4 protein-coding genes are annotated in these 5,066 nt (G+C 53.7%); 1 reads left to right on the top strand and 3 read right to left on the bottom strand.

Annotated features, from left to right (window positions below; translation table 11 throughout):
- On the top strand, window positions 1-247 hold a 247-nt coding region (locus B7444_RS14110), incomplete at its 5' end, for an IS3 family transposase (protein WP_373277515.1).
- Between the two features lie 684 nt (window positions 248-931).
- Here the strand turns inward: B7444_RS14110 and B7444_RS14105 are convergent.
- From B7444_RS14105 to B7444_RS14095, 3 genes are all read right to left on the bottom strand, one after another.
- Window positions 932-2,188 carry an NAD(P)/FAD-dependent oxidoreductase gene (locus B7444_RS14105; RefSeq protein ID WP_007283978.1) on the bottom strand — a complete coding sequence of 419 codons (1,257 nt, stop codon included), beginning with the start codon at window positions 2,186-2,188 and terminating at the stop codon, window positions 932-934.
- Window positions 2,189-2,210: 22 nt separating this feature from the next.
- Complete coding sequence (locus tag B7444_RS14100) at window positions 2,211-3,638, bottom strand: aldehyde dehydrogenase family protein (protein WP_081603793.1); 1,428 nt, start codon at window positions 3,636-3,638, stop codon at window positions 2,211-2,213.
- 64 nt (window positions 3,639-3,702) lie between these two features.
- The gene (locus B7444_RS14095) at window positions 3,703-5,007 is read right to left on the bottom strand and encodes an amino acid permease (RefSeq protein WP_007283976.1); all 1,305 of its coding nucleotides are present in this window, start codon (window positions 5,005-5,007) and stop codon (window positions 3,703-3,705) included.
- Window positions 5,008-5,066 lie beyond the last annotated feature (59 nt).

The following is a 5,066-nucleotide window of genomic DNA, read 5'->3' as shown; positions in this document are numbered from 1 at the left end:
ACGCTTCCATTACGACAGTCATGAGCAGTTGAGGACACACCTCAACGACTTCATGGCAGCCTATAATTTTGGGCGAAGGCTCAAGACCCTCAGTGGCCTCACACCTTACGAGTACGTCTGCAAAATATGGACTTCAGAGCCAGAAAAATTCATCATCAATCCAACCCATCAAACCCCAGGACCAAACACCAAAGTTAGAGACGGATCACTTTGTTCATTCCCAAGGAAACGGCAGGAAACAATTTAAAAGACAGACGACGCGACAACGCCCTCGTTCCGACTGATCGGCACGGGGGCGACGGTCTTGGGTTCATCCTATCGATGGCGGTACGCGATATCCAATGACACAGTAAGGATAAGGTTCATCCTTCGGTCAGCAGTTGTGCTGTGCCGTCGTCCGGCCACCGAACTCTGGTTCAATATCGACGTCGAGAAAGTGGAGGCATCATGGGGCGCACCGAGGCGTTAAAGCTCGAAGCTGCGCATCATCACTTATTTTTCTTTCCCGCACCGTACTGTGAACCACGATGTGGTCTCCACGATCGTGGGCCGCAACACTGAAAATGAACATTACGCATGACTACTTTCGATCACTGACATTCCCTTCCCCGCATAGCCGTTCTCCCAACATGGCGTTTCTTTCGGGGGCACGCATGCCCGAGGCGGCGCTCGGCTCTCCTGCCCTTTTTACTCTCCGCCTGTTTACGCCCTGACGCGCCCTTGCAGGCCTATGTCTATGTCTGAAGCAGATCTGTTAAAACTTGCCTCGTCGGCTTCCATAGACTTTTCAACGCTGCTGAAAGAACAATGATATCTGAAAAAAGCTTAGATCTTGCTATTATGGCACCAAAGGAATAATTCCCCCTTTACTGCATCGAAGTCATACTGAAGTGTAGGGTAGAAGATACGATATGCGGTCTGTACAATGGCATCACAAGCCGAAGCGATCTTTCAGTCTTCCGCGTGCGATCCCAGCAAGCACACCGGCTTTCCAGCCAAAGTGCAAAGGCACAGGCTTTATTGGTTGGGCCGGGAATAACGGCTCTCCACCCTGAAGCACATCAGCAATATTCTGCCCCATGAGCGTTGCCATGGCCACACCACGTCCATTGTATCCCAGACAGGCCATCAAGCCCCGCGCTGGTTCGTGATAATGGGGATAGTGATCCAGTGTCATGGCTAACTGGCCATTCCAGCCAGAAGTCCATTGTATAGTTTTCAGTTCCGGCCAGAGCTTGAGCGCACGTGCTTTCAGATACGGAAAAGCGTCTGGCCCATGCAGGGCGTGAGAGGCGGATCGCCCTCCCATGAGAAAGCGCCCCTGAGCATCTACCCGATAATAGGTGGTAATTTCGCCCAGTTCATAAACCACTTCACGTTGGGCCAGAATTTTACCGCGAAGAGCCTCAGGAAGGGGCTCGGTGGCAACAATGGCGCTGAATAGTGGGATGATGGATCGCCGCATTTTATCCAGAAGACGACCAGAATACCCGTTGGTCGCCATCACGACTGACTGGGCGACCACTTCGCCTCGATCGGTTGAGACGGCCCACCCCGTCCCCCGGCGAACGACGGACCTCACTCTCGATTGATCATGGATACGGGCCCCAGCGGATATCGCCGCTTTTGCAAGACCTCTGGTATAGGCCAAAGGGTCGATCTGCCCTCCCCGTGCATCAATCATTCCCCCGGCATACACAGATGCGCCCGTGCGCTGCATCATATCGGCGGCGGTCAGCCACGTTGCCGGACCACTGTAATTTTCACACTGGCGGGTCAGCTCTCTCAGAGCATCAAGCTGGCTGCTTGCTGTTGCTGCGCGAATTGTTCCACCGCGAGCAGCATCACAATCAATACTGTGACGTGCAATGAGGTCAAAGACCAGATCAGGTGCATTCCACGCCTTGTCGACAAGGCGTGCACCAATTGTGGGACCAAAATCCTTCAAAACCTGCTCTGGCGGCATTTTGAGGCCGGGATTAACCTGGCCGCCATTTCGACCCGACGCTCCCCAGCCGGGCTCGTGCGTATCCAGAACGACAACATCTTTCCCGGCCTCAGCAAGATGCAGAGCGGTTGAAATTCCTGTAAGGCCAGCCCCAATGACGACCGTCTCCGCACTTGCTTGCCCCGCGAGAGGCGCAAGAGACAAACCGGGACCTTTCCGGGCATAAAGACTGGGAATCATCTGAAGGGTCCTCTCGCTATTTTCAGGCGCCGTAGCCGATGATGGCCTTGATTTCCACAAAGTCTGCCAGGCCCCAACGAGAACATTCACGACCATTTCCCGACTGCCCATATCCGCCAAACGGTGCGGTTACAGTCCAGTCTGCACCGTTAATATTGACGTTTCCCGCCCTCAGCCGACGCGCAACCTGGCGGGCATGGGACAGATTGCCAGACTGAACATACGCGGCCAGTCCGTAAGGAGTGTCATTGGCAATTCGGATCGCATGCTCTTCATCGTCATAGGCGATGATTGACAGAACAGGCCCAAAGATTTCCTCACGAGACACGGTCATCTCCGGCTGGACGTTTCCGAACACGGTTGGACGCACATAGTAACCCGTTTCGAGGCCCGCGGGCTTACCCATCCCTCCTGTTACCAGTGTAGCCCCCTCGTCGATCCCCTTTTGAATCAATGCCTGAATACGATTGTACTGGGTTTCACTAACAACAGGACCGAGCTGTGTTTCCTCTGAGGTTGGAGAACCCAGCCTGAAAGAGTCTGCGGTCTCTTTGGCGATTTCCATTGCTTCGTCCATACGAGCATGCGGGACGAGCAGACGAGTGGGCGCATCGCAGGACTGACCGGAATTGCTGTAGCAGCCTTTCACGCCACGTCGGATTGCATCTGCAAAATCGGCGTCTGGCAGAACAATATTCGGAGACTTTCCACCCAGTTCCTGATGCACACGCTTGACTGTATCGGCAGCCCGCTTTGCAACCGCAATTCCTGCCCGTGTGGAACCCGTAATGGAGATCATGTCGATATCCGGATGCCGAGCGAGCGCTTCTCCTACCATGGGTCCGTCACCGTTAACCATGTTAAACACGCCAGGCGGCACACCGGCCTCATCAAGAATTTCCGCGAAAACTAACGCACTGAGTGGCGCAATTTCGCTAGGTTTCAGAACCATCGTGCAGCCTGCGGCCAAAGCAGGCGCAACCTTGCAGACAATCTGGTTCATCGGCCAGTTCCAGGGCGTTATGAGCCCACAGACACCAACCGGCTCGCGTGTGATGAGAGTATCGCCCTGTAGCTCATCGAAAACAAAAGTTTTGAGCGCGGAGATCATTTCCTCCAGATGCGCCATGCCAGCCCAACTTTGACTATCTCGGGCGCGTGCAATGGGCGACCCCATTTCAAGGGAAATTGCCTGTGCCATATCCTCGGTGCGGCGCTTGTAAACTTGCAGGATACGCTCAAGAACGGCCAGACGATCCTCTCGTGTGGATGTCGACCACACTGGAAAGGCTGCGTGAGCCGCTTTCACCGCCAGATCGACGTCTGTCGCATCTCCCAGCACAATCTGGCTGCACGGCCGTTCTGTTGCCGGGTTAATGACGTCAATAACGTGTGTTCCGTGAGGTTTGACCCACTGACCGTTGATATAGAATTCGAGAGAGTGTGACATGAACGCAGGAACTCCTTGTGGATCGTGATTCAAACCGGGTTTCATTTTTTGAAAAAGGTATGCTTCATAAAGCCCGACTAGGCGCTTTGCCCACAAAATGGCGAACGATTGCAATCACAAGCATGATCCCCATCGTAAGCGTGCTGATGGCCAGTTCGTGACGAGTATGCGGCACAAGCGCCATTGCGATCAGGGCGCCGAGCAAAAGCAAGAATGTGAGGATCGGAGTGATACCCAATCCACATAAACGCACACGGGTGAAAACGATCAGAGTATTGTGAAAAATAATGAGGGCGCCTGTTGCACTTAACAGAAACGCAAAGACCGCATTGGGCGAAAGTATCGCGACGGCCGCAATTATAAGAGCTGCTGCCGAGCTGAAAAGAACGGCAATCCGGGGAGACTGAGTGCTGGGGTGCAGCCGCATGAACGCCTTGGGCGCATCATCGACATCGGCTAGCTCAAAAAGGATGCGGGACGTTGCGTAAAGCCCTGAATTCAGGGTGGAGAGCATGGCAGAAACAATCACAACTTCCATGGCTGCACTGGCAAAAGGAATGTGAAGCTGATTTAGAACAAACAGAAAGGGTGATTCTCCTGGCGTGAGCGAGCTCCAGGGGACAAGACAGAGAATAAGCGCAACAGAAGTAAGATAAAAACCCACGATCCGCAGGCCAACCGACCGCGTCGCTTTTGCGATGTTTTTATCTGGAGTTTCAGACTCAAGAGCTGCGATCGTGATCACTTCGCTACCGGACATGGAAAACATGATCGCCGGAATTGCTGCCAGAAGTGCTAGCCAGCCATGAGGTAAAAGGCCACCCCCAAAAAGGTTCTGCCGAATGGGGATGTGGCCTTGAAAAAGGGTTACAACACCAATCAGAATGAAAGCAGCGATGGCGCCGACCTTCAGCATAGAAAACCAGTATTCGAACTCGCCATAAGCACGGACAGCCATAAGATTGGCGCCCGTCATGACGGCCAAGATAATGCACTCAACCAATGCATAAGGAAGATGAACAAGCGGCGTTAGAAGGGACGCTGCTGCCATGATCTCGATCCCGAGGGTCGTGACCCAGACGAGCCAGTAGGTCCATCCCGTCATGAAACCGGCGTGTCCTCCGAGCGCATGGCGTATCTGATTGACGAAAGACCCATGTCCAGGGGCACTTAATGCAACATCCCGGAGCATGAGATTTACCAGATAGGTCATCAGCCCTGACAGGGCGTAAGATAGCAAGGCTCCCGGCCCTGCGACCGAAATAGGAGCAGAAGCGCCAATAAAAAACCCGGCCCCGACCACGCCGCCGATAGAAATCATGGCGATGTGGCGTGGTTTCAGGCTTTGAGCAAGCACTGTATCTTTCATGCACAGACGCCCTTGTTAGGCTCAGGACCCATTGATTTTTGTAGGGAATTTTGATTCAG

The organism is Gluconobacter thailandicus F149-1 = NBRC 100600 (assembly GCF_000964465.1).
Lineage (GTDB): Bacteria > Pseudomonadota > Alphaproteobacteria > Acetobacterales > Acetobacteraceae > Gluconobacter > Gluconobacter thailandicus.
This window is presented reverse-complemented; position numbering and strand designations above follow the sequence as displayed.

What these genes read in the sequence shown, in the direction of transcription:
- B7444_RS14105 (WP_007283978.1), bottom strand. Translation starts at nt 2,188, where the DNA reads ATGATTCCCAGTCTTTATGCCCGGAAAGGTCCCGGTTTGTCTCTTGCG.
- B7444_RS14100 (WP_081603793.1), bottom strand. Translation starts at nt 3,638, where the DNA reads ATGTCACACTCTCTCGAATTCTATATCAACGGTCAGTGGGTCAAACCT.
- B7444_RS14095 (WP_007283976.1), bottom strand. Translation starts at nt 5,007, where the DNA reads ATGAAAGATACAGTGCTTGCTCAAAGCCTGAAACCACGCCACATCGCC.